This window comes from Pseudodesulfovibrio karagichevae, assembly GCF_041414475.1.
GTDB lineage: Bacteria > Desulfobacterota > Desulfovibrionia > Desulfovibrionales > Desulfovibrionaceae > Pseudodesulfovibrio > Pseudodesulfovibrio karagichevae.
This window is the reverse complement of sequence record NZ_JBGLYH010000010.1, coordinates 39,827-57,116: the sequence shown is the minus strand read 5'-3', so window position 1 is coordinate 57,116 and position 17,290 is coordinate 39,827. Positions and strand designations below refer to the sequence as shown.

Here is a 17,290-nt window from a genome sequence, read left to right as displayed (position 1 = left end):
CTCGCATAATTGTATGGTCCAACCAAATTGTTTTTGCAAGGGAAAATGAGACTCAAGAACCTGCTAGCGGCCCTGCTTTGCCTGGTGCTCCTGACCGCCTGTTCCGACGGCGGCGGACCGGCCACGCCCGTGCCCCCCGTGACCCCGGACCAGATCCCGGCCGAGCCCGAAAGCGGCGGCACGCTCGTGCAGCCGACCATCGGCGAGCCGAGCAACCTCATCTCCATCCTGGCCACGGACTCGTCCTCCCACGAGATCGCGAGCCAAGTCTACGTCAGTCTGCTCAAGTACGACAAGGACATCAACCTGGTGCCCTACGCGGCCGAGTCCTACGAGGTCCTGGACGGCGGCAAGCTGCTCCGGTTCAAGCTGCGTCAGGACATCTACTGGACCGACGGGGTCCAGCTCACGGTTGACGACGTGGAGTTCACCTACCGGGTGACCATCGATCCCAAGACGCCCACGGCCTATGCTGGCAACTTCAAGCTGGTCAAGGAGTTCCGCAAGACCGGCAAGTTCTCCTTCGAGGTGATCTACGACCAGCCGTTCGCCAAGGCGCTGGTCTCCTGGGCCATGGACATCCTGCCCAAGCACCTGCTCGAGGGGGAGAACATGGTCGACACCAAGTTCAGCCGCTCGCCCGTGGGGGCCGGACCGTACATGCTCAAGGAGTGGACCGCCGGGAGTCGGCTCGTGCTCGTGGCCAATCCGAATTTCTTCGAGGGCAAGCCGTACATCGACCGTCTCATCTACCGCATAATTCCGGACATGGGCACCCAGTTCCTGGAGCTCAAGGCCGGGAACCTCGATCTGATGAGCCTGGACCCTTTGCAGTATCTCTACCAGACCTCGGGGCCGGGTTGGGACCGCAGCTTCAACAAGTTCAAGTTTCTGTCCTTCGGGTATTCCTTCCTCGGATTCAATTTCAAGCATCCGTTCTTCCAGGACGTGCGCGTGCGCCAGGCCATCGACTACGCCATCGATCGGCGGGAGCTGGTCAAGGGCGTGCTCTACGGGCTGGGCGATGCGGCCAACGGGCCGTACAAGCCGGGCACCTGGCAGTACGACGTGAACGTCAAGCCGCGCCCCTACGACCCGGCCAAGGCCCGCGAACTCCTGGCCGAGGCGGGCTGGACCGACTCGGACGGCGACGGCTGGCTGGACAAGGACGGCAAGCGGTTCGCCATCTCGATCATCACCAACCAGGGCAACAACCAGCGGATCAAGACCGGGGTCATCCTCCAGCAGCGGCTCAAGGACATCGGCATCCAGGTCACCCTGCGCACGGTGGAGTGGGCCGCGTTCATCAAGGAGTTCGTTGACAAGGGCCGTTTCGACGCTATTATCCTGGGATGGAACATCCTGCAGGACCCTGACATCTACAACGTCTGGCATTCGTCGCAGGCCGTGGACGGCGGGCTGAACTTCACCCGCTACGTCAACCCCGAACTGGACGACCTGCTCGAACGCGGGCGGCACCTGGTTCGGGAGGATGAGCGCAAGCCCATCTACGACCGGGTGCAGGAGATCCTGCACGACGAAGTGCCCTATTGCTTTCTCTGCATCCCCATGTCCCTGCCCATCGTCCAGGCCCGGATACAGAACATCAAGGCGGCTCCGGCGGGGATAGGCTACAATTCCGAGAAATGGTGGATACCGCGCAGGCTGCAGCATCAGCCGTAAGACGGACGGACATACATGATTCGCATCAATGAAATCACCGACAAGGTGGCCTCATATATCAAGGAACCCGACCTGGACCTGATCCAGCGGGCCTACGTCTTTTCCGCCCAGGCGCACGACGGCGTGGTCCGGCGCTCGGGCGAGCCATATATTTCCCATCCCATGAACGTGGCCTACCTCCTGGCCGACATGCAGCTGGACGAGGCCACCGTGGCCGCCGGTCTTCTGCACGATACCGTGGAGGACACGGACACCACCGTGGACGAGATCGAGGAGCTCTTCGGCTCGGACGTGGCCGACATCGTGGACGGGGTGACCAAGATCAGCAAGATGGACTTCGAGTCCAAGGCCGTGCAGCAGGCCGAGAACATCCGTAAGCTCATCCTGGCCATGGCCGAGGACATCCGCGTGCTCATGGTCAAGCTGGCCGACCGGCTGCACAACATGCGCACGCTCGAGTACATGAAGCCGGTCAAGCGGCGGCTCATCGCCCAGGAGACCCAGGACATCTACGCGCCCCTGGCCAACCGGCTGGGCCTGCACCGGATCAAGACCGAGCTGGAGGACCTCTGTCTCCAGTACCTCAAGCCGGACGTGTTCGAGCAGCTGACCGAGGCCGTGCACGAGCACCGGGCCGCAGGCGAGCCGTACATCGAGAAGGTCATCGAACTGATCTCGGACATGCTCAAGTCGAACAAGATCAAGGGGAGGGTCTTCGGCCGGACCAAGCACCTGCACTCCATCCAGATCAAAATGGAACAGCAGGGGCTGACCTTCGACGAGATCTACGACCTCATCGCCTTCCGGGTCATCGTCGCCTCGCTCAAGGACTGCTACGCCGTGCTCGGCCTGATCCACGCGGCCTGGCGGCCCGTGCCCGGCCGGTTCAAGGACTACATTTCCATCCCCAAGGCGAACATGTACCAGTCGCTGCACACCACGGTCATGGGGCCGGAAGGGGAGCGCATCGAGATACAGATCCGCACCGAGGAGATGCACCGCATCGCCGAAAACGGCGTGGCCGCCCACTGGCAGTACAAGGAAGTGGGCAAGGGGGCCAAGCGGGGCAAGACCGCGGGCAGGCGCGATGCCGAGCGGTACACCTGGCTCAAGCAGATCATGGACTGGCAGCGCGAGCTGTCCGACCCGCGCGAGTTCATGTCCTCCCTGCGCCTGGAGATGTTCCAGGAAGAGGTCTACGTGTTCACGCCCAACGGGGACATCAAGGAGCTGCCCGACGGAGCCACGCCCGTGGACTTCGCCTACGCCATCCACTCCGAGGTGGGCGACATCTGCGCCGGGGCCAAGGTCAACGGGCGCATCGTGCCCCTGCAATACCGGCTGCAGAACGGCGACTCGGTGGAGATCATCACCGACAAGCACCGTGTGCCCAGCCGCGATTGGCTCAAGTTCGTCAAGACCGCCAAGGCCCGGACCCGGATCAAGCACTACATCCGCACCGTGGAGAAGGAACGGGCCATCAGCCTGGCCAAGGAGATGCTCGAGAAGGAAGGCCGCCGGGTGGGCATCAACGTGCAGAAGGCCATCAAGGACGGCGAACTGACCAGGCTGGCCGCGGAGTTCAACTGCGGCAGCCTGGACGAGCTGCTGACCCAGATCGGCTTTTCTCGCTACACCCCGCGCAAGGTCATCAAGCGATTGTACGCGGTCCTGCACGGCGAGACCCTGGACGAGCGCAAGATCAGGGAAAAGGGCGAGCAGCCCGAACCCGAAGAGGAACAGGCCGTCGCCTCGGCCGTGGAGATCGGCAAGAAGCCCAAGGCCGAGGGATTGCAGATATCCGGCGTGGACAACGTGCTCGTGCGTTTCGCCAGCTGCTGCAACCCGCTGCCCGGCGAGCCGATCATCGGCTACATCACCCGGGGCCGGGGCGTGACCGTGCACCGCATCGACTGCCCCAACGTCGGCAACTTCGAGGACGAGCGCCTCATCCAGGTCAACTGGGAGGGCGTTGAGGAGAAGCCGTATCCGGCCAAGGTCAAGATCAAGTGCCTGAACAAGCCCGGCATGCTCGGGCGCATCTGCAACATGCTCGCGGACATGGACGTGAACATCGACTCCGGCAACTTCGAGTCCAAGGTGGACGGCACCTCGCTGCTCAACTTCACCGTGGAGGTCAAAGACCTGGACCAGCTCTATTCGGCCCTGGCCGAGGTCAAGAAGCTCAAGGCGGTCAAGGAGGCCATCCGCGTCTCCTGATCGTAGGCATTCCCGCACACGACAAAAGGCCCGCTTTCAAGCGGGCCTTTTCTTTTGGGCGGCGGCCGCCGGGAGGTCAGTCGGCGGTCCGGATCCTGATCGAGTACTCCAGGACCGATCCCCGGTTCAGGGAACGCTCATGGACCACCACGGGGCGGCGGTGGACCGGCTCGCAGCGCCTGGCCACGTAGCGCGAACGGTAGTCATGGCGCTGGCCGTAACGGTGGCCGGGGCGGTTGTTCCACTGGGGGGCCGGATGGCGCGGCATGGACTGGTGCCCCCACGCCGTGCCCTTGCCCACGGTCCGGTGTTCGACCATCTGTCGGGAATGGCCGGGAACGGCCCGATGGTTGCCGGGACCGGCCCAGGCCGAGGCGGAAAGGGCGAGCAGGCACAGGGTCGTGGTGATGATGAGAAGGCGTCGCATATTGTCTCCAGGGTTGCGGGTTGCGTCGCCTGCCATAGGGCAAGGAGTGTGCCGTCTGTAACATGTTGAAGTAATGATTTTTATTTTTCCCTCCAACAGGAGAAGCGCAGGGTTTGCGCACCCGCGCACTTGATTGGAACGGTGCGTGCGCCCTGATGCGCGGGCGGGAACGGGAAGACCCCGCCTGGCGGGGCGGGGTCTTCGGCGTGAGGAGGATGTGGGGTATGGTCGTATGGCTTACTTCTCGTGGCACTGGCCGCAGCTCACCGGAACCGCCTTGCCTGCCTTCTTCAGGGGCTTGTGACAACTCACACAGCTGCGGTCGGTGTTCTTGGCGTGGAAGGCGGAATAGAAGGCGGTTTCGCCCTTCTTGCCGGGCTGGTCGTGACAGCCGGGGGCCGCACAGCTCCGGATATCGGACTTGCCGTCCCAGGTGTGGTGGCAGGTGACGCACTGGACATCGGCTGCGCCGTGCCGTGCGTGGGAAAAGTCGACCATGGCCTTGCTCGCCTTGATCCCCTCGGGCGGGCCGAGCTTGAGATCGCCGGGCGCCTGCGGGGCGGCCGAGGCCAGGCTCGCGCCCAGGAGCAGCGCGCACAGGGACAGGGTGACGGTCGGAAAGCGGGACATGCGAACCTCCAGCGGTTGTCGTTTGATGTCGCTTGGAAGATGGCAATGGACGTGCCAAATAGAATATCCCATGAATACGGCAGATTAAAAAGATAGTAGACCGCACGGCGTACCGTTTTTGCGCGCCGTTGCGCAGATTTGCCGGGCGGGGACCGGGCCGGGCCAAGGGAGGCGGGCAGGATTTCGGAATCAAAAAAAGGGGGAGCGCGTCGGCGCTCCCCCTTCTGATGGCTGTGTCGGTGGACCGGCTACATCTCGATGCGCATGGTCTCGGGGCTGAGTCTGCGTTCCAGCCGCTTGGCGTACAGGCTCATGAAGTAGCTGAAGACGAAGTAGAGCACGGCCACGGTGGTGTAGATCTCGAACGGGTGCACCATGATCCGGTTGTTGACGGCGTAGGCCGCGCGGGTCAGCTCCATGACGCCGATGATGTAGGCCAGCGAGGTGTCCTTGAAGTCGGCGATGAACATGCCGACCAGGGCGGGGAGCATCTGCTTGAGCGCCTGGGGCAGGATGATCTTGCGCATGGTCTGGAAGTAGGTCAGGCCGGACGCCTTGGCCGCCTCCACCTGGCCGGAGGGGATGTTCTCGATGCCGCCGCGCACGGTTTCGGCGATGTACGCCCCGAAGAAGAAGGTCAGGGCGATGGTGGCCGCCCAGAAGGCGTCCAGGTCCACTTTGAAGACGACCGGGAGGATGGCCTGGTAGAACCACAGGATGACCAGGATGAGCGGAATGCCCCGGATGATCTCGATGTACAGCAGGCTCGGGATGCGGAAGACGCGGTTCTTGGCGGTCCGGCCCATGCCGACGATCAGCCCGATGAAGAAGCTGCCGACGATGGAGATGGCGGCCATGAGCAGGGAACCGGCCAGACCGCCCAGGCCGAGGAAGAACTCGGTGTCGTCGCCGTTGGGGAAACGCCAGATGAGCAGGGTCTTGAGATTGGCCCAGATGATTTCCCAGTTGAAATGGTACACGGCCGTGCCGACCTCGTAGAGGACGTAGGCCAAGGCGGCCACGAACAGGACCTTGAGGACCAGGACGGTCTGCTTGCCGGCCATGCGCAGGGACCGCCTCAAGGGTGAGATCGTGCGCTGGTCCGGGCTCTTGCGGAAATACCAGAAGACGTATTCGAGCTTGCGGCCCAGGAAATCGAGGGGCCAGAAAAGGATGTCGGCCACCCTGCGCAGGGGGGTGATCCGGTCCGGGGACATGATCTTGAGGCGTTCGTTGACGATGTAGAGGATGCCCGCGATGGCCAGGGACATGCCCAGGTAGACCAGTGTGGCCACGCTGAAGGCCTCGAAGGTCCGGTAGGTCAGGGAATAGACCTCGGTCATGGACCAGCACAGTTCGGTCACGCCGATGGTCATGGCCAGAGAGGTGTTCTTCATGTTGTTGAGGAACTCGCTGCCCAGCGGCGGGATGATCTCGCGGAAGGCCAGCGGCAGGATGACCTTGCGCAGGGTCTGGGAGAAGGTCAGGCCCGAGGAGTAGGACGCCTCGAGCAGCCCCTTGGGGATGGACTGGATGCCCGCGCGGATGATCTCGGCCATGAACGCGCCGGTGAAGATGCCGCAACCGACCGTGGCGCACCAGAACTCGAAATGCATGTCGAAGAGCTTGAGGCGGAGGTCTTCGGGAAAGGCGTAGGGCAGGGCGAAGTTCCAGAAAAAGAGCTGGATGAGCAGCGGGGTGTTGCGGAACAACTCCACGTAGCAGGTGGCGAACCAGTAGACCGGCTTGAACTTGGACAGCCGGGCCAGGCCGAAGATCGTGCCCATGGCCAGGGCGATGATCGAGGAGTAGAGCGTGATGGTCAGGGTGGTGTTCAGCCCCTTGAGCATCAGCAGGCCCATGTGTCCGTATTGGCCCTTGTGGGTGAAGACGGCCCAGTCGAAATCGTATTTGAATTCGAATACGAAGGCGAAATAGTAGACCACCAGGGCGGTCAGGCCCAGGAGGGTCACGTTCTGGACCGAGGATTTTTGGAAATACCGTTTAAACATCGTGCTCTTTTAAGGAAGAGGGTCCCGGAGCGGTGAACTCCGGGACCCGTTTACATGCTTCGGGACAGGGGCCTACGGCCACATCTCGATCTTGGAGGTCAGCGGGAACGGGTAGTCGGAATTCGGGCCGAACCACTTGTCGTAGATCTTCTTGTAGGTGCCGTCCTTCCAGATGTCCTGCAGGGTGAAGTTGATGGCGTCGCGCCAGGCGGAGTCGTCCTGGGGCAGGCCGATGCCGTAAGGCTCGTCGGAGATGAAGTCGCCGACCAGTTCGTACTTGCCGGGCACCTTGGCGGCGTAGCCGAGCAGCAGGGTGGAGTCGGTGGAGATGGCCTGGACGCGACCGGAGTTCAGGGCCTCGAACATGGCCACTTCGCCGTCATAGCCGGTGACCTGCGGATTGGGGTTGCCCAGCTCCTGCAGGTAGGCCTTGGCGTTGACGATGGAGGTCGTGCCCTGCATGGAGCCGATCTTCATGTTGGCCAGGTCCTTGACGTCCTTGACCGCACCCTTTCGGGCCAGGAACTTCTGGCCGTCGAAGAAGTAGGTGATGGAGAAGTCGATCTTCTCGTCGCGCACGCGCTTGTGGGTCATGTTGGACAGGACCATGTCCACCTTGGGCGGGTTGGTCTGCACGAAGGAAATACGGGTGTTGTTGTTGACCACGACCTTCTCGAGCTTGCAGCCGAGGCGCTTGGCGATTTCGGCGGCCATGTCGACGTCGAAGCCGACCCATTCGTTCTTGTCGTTGATGAAGCCGAACGGGATGCCCTGGTTGGACAGGCCGGCCTTGATGACCTTGGTGGACATGACGCGGTCGTAGGTGGGACCGGCGAACGCGACGGAAGCGGCCAGGACCAGCAGCGCGGCCATGGCGGTGATTTTGAGAACTCTCATTTACCTCTCCTGGTTGATGAGTCGTATGAAAAAGCCCTTGTCGGACACCGTGTCCGGCAAGGGCATAAATCCGTCAGTGGCTGAGAATCTTGCTGAGGAAGTCCTTGGTCCGCTCGGATTGCGGGTTGTGGAAGAATTCCTCCGGGGTGTTTTCCTCGATCAGATACCCGTCGTCCATGAAGATGACCCGGTCCGCCACTTCGCGGGCGAACCCCATCTCGTGGGTCACGCAGACCATGGTCATGCCTTCGCGCGCCAGGGACTTCATGACGTCCAGGACCTCGTTGATCATCTCGGGGTCCAGGGCGGAGGTGGGCTCGTCGAAGAGCATGATCTTGGGCTGCATGGCCAGGCCACGGGCGATGGCCACGCGCTGCTGCTGGCCGCCGGACAGCTGGGACGGGTAGGCTCCGGCCTTGTCCGGGATGCCGACCTTCCTGAGCAGGTCCATGCCGATGGCCGTGGCGTCGCCCCGGCTCATGCCGCGGACGAGCGTCGGCGCCAGGGTGATGTTCTCCATGACCGTCATGTGCGGATAGAGATTGAACTGCTGGAAGACGAAGCCGACCTCGGCGCGCAACAGGGTCATGTTGGTACGTGGGTCGGAGACGTTCATGCCGTCCACCAGGATATCGCCCTCCTGGATGGGCTCCAGTCGGTTGATGCAGCGGATCATGGTGGACTTTCCGGACCCGGACGGCCCGCAGACAACCACCACTTCGCCCTTGGTGATCTTGAGATTGATGTTCTTGAGAACCTGGAAGTCCCCGTACCACTTGTTGACGCCGTTGAAAGAAATCACTGTGAACTCCAGAATAGAAATAGGCAAAAGCCAAGAGGATTTTTTAGCAGAAAACTGGTTGTAAAGCAATCAAAATTCTCCCCCCGGACGGTGGCGCTGAACCTTGTTCAGCATCCGTCCGGGGGCGAAGAACTAGATCGCCGGACGGCCCGGGGCCGCCCGGCGGATGGTCAGCATTCCGTGAAGCTCAGGGCCAGCCCCGCTTCGGAAGTCTCCTTGTATTTGCCCGACATGTCGCGGCCGGTCTGGGCCATGGCCCGGATGGCCTTGTCCAGGTCGACCTTCTGGTAGCTCTCGTCCAGGGTGGAGGCGATCAGGTAGGCGTTGAACGCCTTGACCGCGCCCATGGCGTTGCGCTCGATACAGGGGATCTGCACGAAGCCGCCCACCGGGTCGCAGGTCAGTCCCAGGTGGTGCTCCAGGGCGATCTCGGCGGCGTTCTCCGTGACCTGGAAGCGGTAGCCCCGGGCGTAGGCGATCATGGCGGCGGCCATGGCCGAGGCCACGCCCACCTCGCCCTGGCAGCCCACCTCGGCCCCGGAGATGGAGGCGTTGTGCTTGCACAGGAACCCGATGGCGCAGGCGGCCAGCAGCCCCTCGCGCAGCTCGGCCTGCAGGGCTCCGGTGTGGCGCTTGAGCATGAAGATGATGGCCGGGATGACGCCCGCCGCCCCGCAGGTGGGGGCGGTGACCACGCAGTGTCCGGCCGCGTTCTCCTCGGAGGCGGCCAGGGCGTAGGCGTTCAGCGCCTTGATGAAGCCGGTCCCCTGGAAGTACTCCTGACGGGCCCGGGCGTACATGGCCGAGGCCTTGCGCTGCAGCCCGATGGGGCCGGGCAGCACGCCCGAGGTCTGGATGCCGGTCTCCACGGACTGCTCCATAACCGAGATGATGTGATCGAGCCCCATGTTGATCTCGTCCTCGGTGGCGCCGGTGATGGACATCTCGTTGGCCAGGATGAGCTCGTGCAGGCGCAGCGGCTTGGCGCACAGGTGCTTCTTCAGTTCGGCCATGGTCGAGTAGGGATAGGCGGGCTCGCCCCGGTCCGGTTCCTCCCAGCCCTCCCAGCGCAGGAAGCCGCCGCCCACGGAGTAGTAGATGCGCTCCAGCAGGACCGTATCCCCGGCCTTGAGCCGGAAGATCATGGTGTTGGGGTGGGCGTAGCCGTGCTGTATGGCGTCCATGATGATCCGGCCCGGAGCGAAGGGCAGGAACTTGACCCCCAGGTCCAGATCGAAGGGCTTGTCCCTGTCCATGAACCGCTCCAGGGTGTCGGCCCCGCAGGTGTCGGGCTGGGAGCCGAGCATGCCGGACAGGATCGCCCTGGGCGTGCCGTGGCCCCCGCCCGTGGCGGACAGGGAGCCGAACAGCCTGATGTCCAGGCCGTCCGCCCGCTTGCGGTCCGCCTCGGGCAGTTCCCGGACCAGGCGCATGAAGTCGAACCCGGCCTTCATCGGGCCGATGGTGTGCGAACTGGACGGGCCGGGCCCGATCTTGAGCAGTTCGAAGATGGATGTGGTGACGGGCACCATCTTGGTTTCTCCTGGCAAAGGGTTATGCGCCCGCCTTCACCTTCCGGCGCATGGCGTGCAGGATCGGTTCGGTGTAACCGTTGGGCTGTTTCGCGCCCTGGAAGATCAGGTCGCTTGCGGCCTGGAAGGCGACGCTCTTGTCGAAGTCCGGGGCCATGGGCCGGTAGGCGGGGTCGTTCTGGTTCTGGCGGTCGACCACTTCGGCCATGGCCTTGAGGGTGCCGAGCACGGCCTCTTCGGTGCAGACGGAGTGGCGCAGCCAGTTGGCCAGGTGCTGGCTCGAGATGCGCAGGGTGGCCCGGTCCTCCATCAGCCCCACGCCGTTGATGTCCGGCACCTTGGAGCAGCCCACGCCCTGGTCCACCCAGCGGACCACGTAGCCGAGGATGGACTGGCAGTTGTTGGCCAGCTCGCGGGCCACGTCGTCCTCGGATGGGCGCTCATTGCGCATGAGCGGCAGGGTGGTCAGGGCGTCCAGGGAGGCGCGCATCTTCCCGGCCAGTTCGCGCTGGCGCGTAAAGACGTCCACCTGGTGGTAGTGCAGGGCGTGCAGGGTGGCCGCCGTGGGCGAGGGCACCCAGGCGCAGTTGGCCCCGGCCCTGGGGTGGACGCCCTTGGTCTCGACCATCTCCTTGAGCATGTCCGGCTTGGCCCACATGCCCTTGCCGATCTGGGCCTTGCCCGAGAAGCCGCAGGCCAGGCCGATGTCCACGTTCCAGTCCTCGTAGGCCGCGATCCACGGCTCGTTCTTGATGGCCTCCTTGCGGACCACGGGCCCGGCCTCCATGGCCGTGTGGATCTCGTCGCCCGTGCGGTCCAGGAACCCGGTATTGATGAAGATGACCCGGTCTTTCGCCGCCCGGATGCATTCCTTGAGATTCAGGGTGGTCCGCCGCTCCTCGTCCATGATGCCGACCTTGAGGGCCAGGGCGGCCATGTTCAGCGCCTTTTCCACGGCGGCGAACAGGTCGCAAGTGAAGGCGACTTCTTTGGGGCCGTGCATCTTGGGCTTGACGATGTACACGCTGCCGGTCTTGCTGTTTCGCCAGCGGCCGTCCCCTTTCAGGTCGTGCAGGAAGATCAGGCCGGTGGCCAGGGTGTCCAGGATGCCCTCGGGAACTTCCTCGGGACCCTTGGGGCCTTCCATGAGCACCGCGTCGGTGGTCATCAGGTGCCCCACGGTGCGCACCAGCATCATGCTCCGGCCGGGCAGGGTCACGCTTCCGCCATCAGGGGCGCTGTAGATGCGGTCGTCGCTCAGTGTGCGGGTCACGGTCGCGCTGTTTTTGACGAAACTGGCCGTCAGGTCGCCCTTGATCAGGCCGAACAGGTTCAGGTAGGTATGCGCCTTGTCCTCGCCGTCGACCACGGCCACGGAGTCCTCGCAGTCGAGGATGGTGGACATGGCCGATTCCAGGACCACGTCCTTGACGCCCGCCGGATGGTCCCGGCCCACAAGGTGCCCGGGGTCGAACTGCAGCTCGATGTGCAGGCCGTTTTTGCTGAAGAGCAGGGACTTGAGCGTGCCGTCCTCCTCGATGTAGCCCGCGAACTGGGCCGGATCGCGCAGGGCGGTGGCCTTGCCGCCGGTCAGGGTCACGACGACCTCCTTGCCGGACGGGCCGTCGGCCACGGCGAAGCCGGTCGCGTTGCTGTGCGAGCCCTCGGCCAGGGGCACGGCGACGTCCAGGTGGGCGGCGACCCAGGCCATGACCTTCTGGCCGCGCTTGGGGTCGTATCCCTTGCTCGGGACGTCGTCCTTCTCGATCACGTCCGAGCCGTAGAGGGCGTCGTACAGGCTGCCCCAGCGGGCGTTGGCCGCGTTCAGGGCGAACCGGGCGTTGGTGGCAGGGACGACCAGCTGCGGCCCGGCGATGGTCGCGATTTCGGGATCGACGTTCTCGGTGGTGATGGCGAAGTCCCCGCCTTCGGGCACGAGATAGCCGATCTCGCGCAGGAAGGCGTGGTAGGTTCGTTTATCGCCGGGTTGGGCGGGGTGCGCCCGGTGCCACTCGTCCATGGCCGCCTGGATGCGGTCGCGCTCGGCCAGCAGCTCCCGGTTGCGCGGGGTGAAGTCCCGGAACACGGCTTCGGCGCCTGCCCAGAAGGCGGCTTCGTCCAGTCCGGTTCCGTCCAAAATGGTCTTGATGGCCTCGGCGAGATCTTTGTGTATCGACAGGTTGCCTGCCCGCATTCTTTGCGTCATGTCTGCTCCTGATGGTCTGGTTTAGGAAAAGGTCTCCAGAGGAGAAATCCTTACCAGATTGCCCTGAGACGGTCGGCATTGCAACCACTACCGACTTTTTCGACAACAAGTTGCGGATATCAACGGATTTGTTTTTCGGAGGCGCGGCAGGACCGAGGTTGGAACGGAACTTGTAACTGTTTCCGGTTGATGCGATATTTTGACGGGCCCGCCGGGCAGGCGGAGCCTCCTTGAGGAAAGTACATGCAGCTGAGTGTCATCATTCCGGTTTTCAACAAATTCTCCCTGACGCGGGATTGCCTGCGCTCCCTGCGCGAGCATGCGCCCGAGGCGGACATGGAGGTCATCGTGGTGGACAACGGCTCCACCGACGAGACCGCCGCCGAGCTCGATCCGCTGGGCGCGGCGTTGTTCGGGGACCGTTTCCGGGCCATCCGCCTGGCCGAAAACCGCAACTTCGCCCCGGCCTGCAACCTTGGGGCGCGCGAGGCGGAGGGCGAGTGCCTTTTCTTCCTCAACAACGACACGGTGCTGACGCCGGGCTGGTATCCGCCCCTGCGGGAGGCGCTTGAGGGCGACTGCGGCGCGGCCGGGCCGCTGCTCATGTATCCGGCCCACGGTCCGCTGCCCCTGGACCGCGTCCAGCACCTGGGTGTGGCCTGCCAGCCGCAGCTGCATTTCTGCCATCTCCACGAATTCTTTCCGGCCACGCACCCCGTGGTCCGGCGGCCCCGGTCCCCGCAGTTCCTGACCGGCGCGGCCCTGCTCCTTTACCGGCAGGTCTTTTTCGAGGCGGGGGCGTTCCACGAGGGGTACGTCAACGGGGCCGAGGACCTCGAACTGTGCGTGCGCATCCGCAAGGCGGGCCGCTCCCTGCGCTGCGTGCCCGAGAGCCGCATCTACCACCTCCAGAGCCAGACGCCGGGACGCCACGACCACGAGCGCGACAACGCCCGGCTGTTCAAGGAACGGAACCTGTGGGACATCTATCCCGACTTTCACCTGCGCCTGAAGGACGACGGCTATGAGACGGCCCTGAACGAGCATTTGGTGCCCTTTGCCCGGCTGCCCCGGCGGCGGGCGGAGATCCTGGACCGGGCGTTCTTCCGCGACGCGGCCGCGCCGGACCGGGCGGCCTGCCTGGCCATGATGGAGCGCGAGCCGCTTTACGGCCCGGCCTATGACCGGCTGGCCGGACTGTGCGAGGCGGACGGGGACCTGGCCCTGCTGACTGAAGTGTGCTTTCTCCAGGCAAGGCTTTTCCCCTGCCGCGAGGCCGGGGCGCGGCTCCTGGAAGCCGCCGCCCGCGCGGGCGACGAGCGTCTGCGCCGGGAAGGGGAACGCCTCGTCGAATTCTACGCCCGCCTGTCCGCCGACCCGGACCTGCCCGCCATGGCGCGGGAGATGATCGACTTCGGCGAACGGCTGGACCAGCCCGTCCTGACGGAGCTCTATGCCGGATGGCTGGCCGGGAGGGGATTGTGAGCCGCGCGGTGACCGACGACCTGACGGCCATGGCGACCATGGGGCGCGGCCACCTCATCGCGGCGGCCCAGTCCGCGTTCCGGGCCGCCGAGGCCGGGGACCCGGACGGCGTCGAACTCGGCGCGCGGCTGCTCTGCATGGCCTGGGCGGAGTTCCCCGTGGACGGCGCCCTGGCCGGGCAGATCGTGCGCCTTGCGGGATCGCTTCCGGCCGTGCGCGGGCTGCTCCAACCGGAGGGGTTGCGTCTGGCCGCCCGCGTGGCCCAGGGGGACGGCAGCGGCAACCTGGCCGAAGTGGAACGGCTCTTTTCCCTGGGGGAGTACGAAGACATGGCCCGCTGCCTGGAGGATGCGGCACCGCACGGACCGCTGCTGCCGGTTGTCAGGCAGGCGGTGCATTTTCAGGGCATTTTGTCGAATTTCGACTGGCTGGAACGGTTCCTTGAAACGGCGTGCGCGCCCGTTGAGGCGGAACTCGCCGAGCTGCTCCTGGCCGGAGTGTGGCTCGCCGCCGGACGGTTCGAGCGGGCGGCCGCCGCCTACGGCCGGATCGCGGCCCGTTGCGGCCTGCCCCTCTGGGGGATGCGGCAGGCGGCGGCCCTGGCCGGAGCCGGGCGCACGGAGCGCGCCATGGCCGCGTTGGCGGCCGTGCTCAAGGATTTCCCGGGGCACACCTCGGCCCTGCAGTGCCTGGACGGGCTGGCCTTTCCCCCGGAACGCGGGGCGCGGCTGGACGGCGGGTGCGCGGTCTCCATCTATTCCTACAACAAGGCGGACGAGTTGCGCCGGACCCTGGATTCGGTCCTGGCCTCGGATCTGGGATCGGACGTGGGCGAGGTCGCGGTGCGCGTGCTCGTCAACGGGAGCACGGACGGCAGCCAGGCTGTGGCAGAGGCGGCCCGCGACCGGTTCGCCGGACGGCTCGAGGTCATCTCCCTGCCCGTGAACGTGGGCGCGCCCGCCGCACGGAACTGGCTCATGGACGCGGCGTTGCGGGCCGGGGACCGCTGGATCGTCTATCTCGACGACGACGTGCTGGTGCCCGGAGACTGGCTCGCCGGGCTGGCCGCCGGGGTCCGGGACTTTCCCGAAGCGGGCGTGTGGGGCTGCCGGGTCGCGGACGTGCGCTCTCCGGGGCTGACCCAGCACGGCGACGGCTTCCTGCTTCCGCCCGAAGAGGCGGCCCGCAGGGGAGAGCGGCTGATGCTGGCGGAACCGTGTGTGGAGGTCATGGCCGAACCGCTGCTAGGTTACCGGCGGTACGCCGCGTCCGTGACCGGGTGCTGCCACCTCTTCGAGACGGCCTCCCTGGCGAACAGCGGCGGCTTCGACCTGCTCTTCTCGCCCAGCCAGTGCGACGACCTGGACCTGGACCTGCGCAGGCTCGGGCAGGGGCTGCCCGCCGCCTACCTGGGCGACGTGCGCATCACGCACCTGCGCGAATCCACCCATTTCCTGAAATTGTCCGAGGGCGCAGCCGCGCAGAGCCGGATGCACCGCCGCCAGCTGGACGAACGGCACGTGCCGGTCCTCGACGCGCTGTGCGCGACACAGCGGGCCGTGGTCCGGGCCGACCTGGCGGCCCAGCGGGAGCGCCTTCAGCGCGCGGGGCTCCTGCCCGCCAGTTCGTAGCAGAGGGAGAGCAGTTCGCCCGGTTCGTCGCCGTGGACGTGGGCGGCGAGCAGTTCCTCCCGGGCGTTGGACGCCATGCGCAGCCGGGCTCCGGGGTTTTCGATCAACGTTTCCAGGCAATCCGCCCATGCGCCGGGAGTGCTGGCCAGCAGGCCGGTCCGGCCGTGCCGCACGCAGGCGTAGGGCGGCAGGTCGCTGAACACGCCGACCGCGCCGCAGGCCGTGTATTCCATCCATTTCACATGGCTCTTCGCCCGGTTGAAGGGCGTGTCCTCCAAGGGGGCCAGGCCGATGTCGAAGGCGAGCCCGGCCATGGCCTCGGCGTAGGCCGCGTAGCTGTCCACCGCCGGGACCTTGCGCACGTCCTCCCTGTGGTCGAACAACGGGGTGGAGCAGCCGAACAGGATCAGTTCCACCGCCGGGTCGAACCGGTCCAGCACCGTTGCCAGCGGGGCTTCCAGGGCGCGGAGGTCCGCCATGTGGGTGGGCGTGCCCGCGTAGAGGATGCGCACGGGGCCGTCGGTCTTCTCCGGCGGCCTCGTGGGCCACAGGGCCGGGTCCAGCCGGTTGGGGGTGACCTCGACGCGGCCGTTCAGCGGCGCGAAGGCGGCGGCCAGGGGGGGCGTGGAGACCGAGACGGCCGAGAAACGAGGCGCGAACCGGGTCAGCGTCCGCAGGGTGCGGAGGGCGAGGGGGGATTGCGGGTTGTCTTCGGGCACGGCCTGCAACAGGTCGTCCGTGTCGTAGATCACCGGCTTGCCCCCGGCGAAACAGGCTTCGAGGAGCGGTTCGGTGAAGTCCAAGGGGAAAAAGCGCTGCACCAGGATGACGTCGGCCCGCTGCAGGACCTCGCCGTTCACGGCGTGGCTGTCGCCCCGGCTGTCCACGGCCCAGTCCACATTCACGCCCTCATGGCGCAGCGGGGCCAGGATGCGGTACCGGGCGCAGGCGGATTCCGGGTTGTCGAAGGTCAGTACGGCGATGTTCACGAGGGCTCCCTGTCTGGGTGGTTGCGTGGCGTCTGCCGGATCATGCTAGTGAAACGGCGCGGAGTTCGCCACCGTAAAATGGCGCGGCCCGAGCCTTCCGCTACCGTCCGGCGGCCTCCATGATGCGTTTCCACAACCGTTCCAGGGGGACCGGCTTGAGCAGGAAGTCGAAGGCCCCGGCCTCCAGGGACTGCATGTGCCGGGTCATGTCGCCCTCGCCGGTGAGCAGGATGACCTCGGTGGAGGGAAAGTTCTTGCGGATGATCTTGAGGGTCTCGAGCCCGTTCAGGTCGGGCATGTGCATGTCCAGCAGGACCACGTCCACGGGTTCGGCCTCCAGCACGGAGTAGGCCTCGACCCCGCCTTCCGCCGTGGCCACCAGCGCCCCCAGGTGGGCCAGCCGTTTGGCGAGGGTGTCGACGAAGGCGGCCTCGTCGTCGACGAGCAGTATGCGGATGGGGGCGGTCATTCGTGGCTTCTCCTGTTGCGCTTCTTACAATGAACATGCCAGCGGCGTGAATACGCAACACGTCTTGATACTTTTTTCTCCGCTTGTCGAGTGCCAATAATAATTAATTATTCAAGCATATTGACGAGAAACGGTTCGGAAGGAACCACCGGCCGCCCCATACTCAGTGTAATAAAAGTTTGAGGCTATTCAGGGGAATGTCGCGAGCATCGGGGCGTTTTTACCCACCATGTCACGCGAAGGGTTCCAACGCCCACTGGGGCGGGGCCTTGCGGGTGAAATGCGGCCGTTGGAACCTTTTGTACCA

General features: G+C 65.1%; 13 protein-coding genes. 4 read left to right on the top strand and 9 right to left on the bottom strand.

Going from position 1 to position 17,290, the window contains the following annotated elements; genetic code table 11:
• Nucleotides 1-45: 45 nt before the first annotated feature.
• Nucleotides 46-1,683, top strand: coding sequence for a peptide-binding protein (locus tag AB6M95_RS05585; RefSeq protein WP_371385751.1), 1,638 nt, complete (start codon nucleotides 46-48; stop codon nucleotides 1,681-1,683).
• A gap of 15 nt (nucleotides 1,684-1,698) precedes the next feature.
• On the top strand, nucleotides 1,699-3,903 hold the full coding sequence (locus AB6M95_RS05580; protein WP_371385750.1) for a RelA/SpoT family protein: 2,205 nt from the start codon (nucleotides 1,699-1,701) through the stop codon (nucleotides 3,901-3,903).
• A 76-nt stretch (nucleotides 3,904-3,979) separates the two neighbouring features.
• Here AB6M95_RS05580 and AB6M95_RS05575 read toward each other — a convergent pair whose 3' ends face one another.
• From AB6M95_RS05575 to AB6M95_RS05545, 7 genes are all read right to left on the bottom strand, one after another.
• Entirely contained in the window at nucleotides 3,980-4,330 is a 351-nt protein-coding gene (locus AB6M95_RS05575) for a hypothetical protein (protein WP_371385749.1), read from the bottom strand.
• Between the two features lie 237 nt (nucleotides 4,331-4,567).
• Nucleotides 4,568-4,960: a cytochrome c3 family protein gene (locus AB6M95_RS05570; protein ID WP_371385748.1), complete on the bottom strand. Its 393-nt coding sequence runs from the start codon at nucleotides 4,958-4,960 to the stop codon at nucleotides 4,568-4,570.
• 248 nt (nucleotides 4,961-5,208) lie between these two features.
• Complete coding sequence (locus AB6M95_RS05565; protein ID WP_371385747.1) at nucleotides 5,209-6,972, bottom strand: amino acid ABC transporter permease; 1,764 nt, start codon at nucleotides 6,970-6,972, stop codon at nucleotides 5,209-5,211.
• Nucleotides 6,973-7,044: 72 nt separating this feature from the next.
• The gene (locus AB6M95_RS05560; protein ID WP_371385746.1) at nucleotides 7,045-7,869 is read right to left on the bottom strand and encodes an ABC transporter substrate-binding protein; all 825 of its coding nucleotides are present in this window, start codon (nucleotides 7,867-7,869) and stop codon (nucleotides 7,045-7,047) included.
• Between the two features lie 73 nt (nucleotides 7,870-7,942).
• The gene (locus AB6M95_RS05555) at nucleotides 7,943-8,671 is read right to left on the bottom strand and encodes an amino acid ABC transporter ATP-binding protein (RefSeq protein ID WP_371385745.1); all 729 of its coding nucleotides are present in this window, start codon (nucleotides 8,669-8,671) and stop codon (nucleotides 7,943-7,945) included.
• A 170-nt stretch (nucleotides 8,672-8,841) separates the two neighbouring features.
• Nucleotides 8,842-10,203: an L-serine ammonia-lyase gene (locus AB6M95_RS05550; protein WP_371385744.1), complete on the bottom strand. Its 1,362-nt coding sequence runs from the start codon at nucleotides 10,201-10,203 to the stop codon at nucleotides 8,842-8,844.
• A 22-nt stretch (nucleotides 10,204-10,225) separates the two neighbouring features.
• Nucleotides 10,226-12,409 carry a malate synthase G gene (locus AB6M95_RS05545; protein ID WP_371385743.1) on the bottom strand — a complete coding sequence of 728 codons (2,184 nt, stop codon included), beginning with the start codon at nucleotides 12,407-12,409 and terminating at the stop codon, nucleotides 10,226-10,228.
• A 243-nt stretch (nucleotides 12,410-12,652) separates the two neighbouring features.
• Here AB6M95_RS05545 and AB6M95_RS05540 point away from each other — a divergent pair, with 243 nt between their 5' ends.
• Together AB6M95_RS05540 and AB6M95_RS05535 are read left to right on the top strand one after the other, a co-directional pair.
• The gene (locus tag AB6M95_RS05540) at nucleotides 12,653-13,894 is read left to right on the top strand and encodes a glycosyltransferase family 2 protein (protein WP_371385742.1); all 1,242 of its coding nucleotides are present in this window, start codon (nucleotides 12,653-12,655) and stop codon (nucleotides 13,892-13,894) included.
• Nucleotides 13,891-15,525, top strand: coding sequence for a glycosyltransferase family 2 protein (locus AB6M95_RS05535; RefSeq protein WP_371385741.1), 1,635 nt, complete (start codon nucleotides 13,891-13,893; stop codon nucleotides 15,523-15,525). Before AB6M95_RS05540 ends, AB6M95_RS05535 begins: the two co-directional genes overlap by 4 nt.
• Here the strand turns inward: AB6M95_RS05535 and AB6M95_RS05530 are convergent.
• Complete coding sequence (locus AB6M95_RS05530) at nucleotides 15,492-16,514, bottom strand: glycosyltransferase family protein (RefSeq protein ID WP_371385740.1); 1,023 nt, start codon at nucleotides 16,512-16,514, stop codon at nucleotides 15,492-15,494. The genes AB6M95_RS05535 and AB6M95_RS05530 overlap by 34 nt on opposite strands.
• A 100-nt stretch (nucleotides 16,515-16,614) precedes the next feature.
• The gene (locus AB6M95_RS05525; RefSeq protein ID WP_371385739.1) at nucleotides 16,615-16,983 is read right to left on the bottom strand and encodes a response regulator; all 369 of its coding nucleotides are present in this window, start codon (nucleotides 16,981-16,983) and stop codon (nucleotides 16,615-16,617) included.
• Nucleotides 16,984-17,290: the final 307 nt, after the last annotated feature.

Coding starts and splice junctions, on each gene's coding strand:
- AB6M95_RS05585 (WP_371385751.1), top strand. CDS start 46: ATGAGACTCAAGAACCTGCTAGCGGCCCTGCTTTGCCTGGTGCTCCTG.
- AB6M95_RS05580 (WP_371385750.1), top strand. CDS start 1,699: ATGATTCGCATCAATGAAATCACCGACAAGGTGGCCTCATATATCAAG.
- AB6M95_RS05575 (WP_371385749.1), bottom strand. CDS start 4,330: ATGCGACGCCTTCTCATCATCACCACGACCCTGTGCCTGCTCGCCCTT.
- AB6M95_RS05570 (WP_371385748.1), bottom strand. CDS start 4,960: ATGTCCCGCTTTCCGACCGTCACCCTGTCCCTGTGCGCGCTGCTCCTG.
- AB6M95_RS05565 (WP_371385747.1), bottom strand. CDS start 6,972: ATGTTTAAACGGTATTTCCAAAAATCCTCGGTCCAGAACGTGACCCTC.
- AB6M95_RS05560 (WP_371385746.1), bottom strand. CDS start 7,869: ATGAGAGTTCTCAAAATCACCGCCATGGCCGCGCTGCTGGTCCTGGCC.
- AB6M95_RS05550 (WP_371385744.1), bottom strand. CDS start 10,203: ATGGTGCCCGTCACCACATCCATCTTCGAACTGCTCAAGATCGGGCCC.
- AB6M95_RS05545 (WP_371385743.1), bottom strand. CDS start 12,409: ATGACGCAAAGAATGCGGGCAGGCAACCTGTCGATACACAAAGATCTC.
- AB6M95_RS05540 (WP_371385742.1), top strand. CDS start 12,653: ATGCAGCTGAGTGTCATCATTCCGGTTTTCAACAAATTCTCCCTGACG.
- AB6M95_RS05525 (WP_371385739.1), bottom strand. CDS start 16,983: ATGACCGCCCCCATCCGCATACTGCTCGTCGACGACGAGGCCGCCTTC.